This is a genomic window from Bowmanella yangjiangensis, assembly GCF_017255015.1.
In the GTDB taxonomy this organism is placed as follows: Bacteria; Pseudomonadota; Gammaproteobacteria; order Enterobacterales; family Alteromonadaceae; genus Bowmanella; species Bowmanella yangjiangensis.
On sequence record NZ_JAFKCS010000799.1, the window covers coordinates 1 to 328 of the forward strand.

At 65.5% G+C, this 328-nt stretch carries 1 pseudogene; it reads left to right on the forward strand.

The window, feature by feature from the left end:
- Nucleotides 1-238 (forward strand): annotated as a pseudogene (locus tag J0A65_RS26735) (TonB-dependent siderophore receptor); the annotation flags it as partial.
- Nucleotides 239-328: the final 90 nt, after the last annotated feature.

Sequence of the window (328 nt, forward strand, 5' to 3'; positions counted from 1 at the left end):
GGTCGGCGTCGACAGCCGCTACGTCGCCTCCGTGTATGCCGATGCGGCGAACCAGTTGAAGGCGCCTGCCTATACCTTGTTCGGGGCCTTCGTCAGCTATCGGGTCGACGCCGACAGCCGCCTGACGCTGCGCGCGCGCAACCTCACCGATGAGGTGTACGCCAGCTGGGCCAGCAGCGACATGCTGTTCCTCGGGGCGCCGCGCTCGTTCGAGCTGGCCTTGCAGTCGCGGTTCTGACGAGAGCAGCCATGAAACGCTACCTCTACCTGTGGCATCGCTGGCTGGGCATCGGTCTGTGTCTGCTGATGGCGCTGTGGTTCGTCTCCG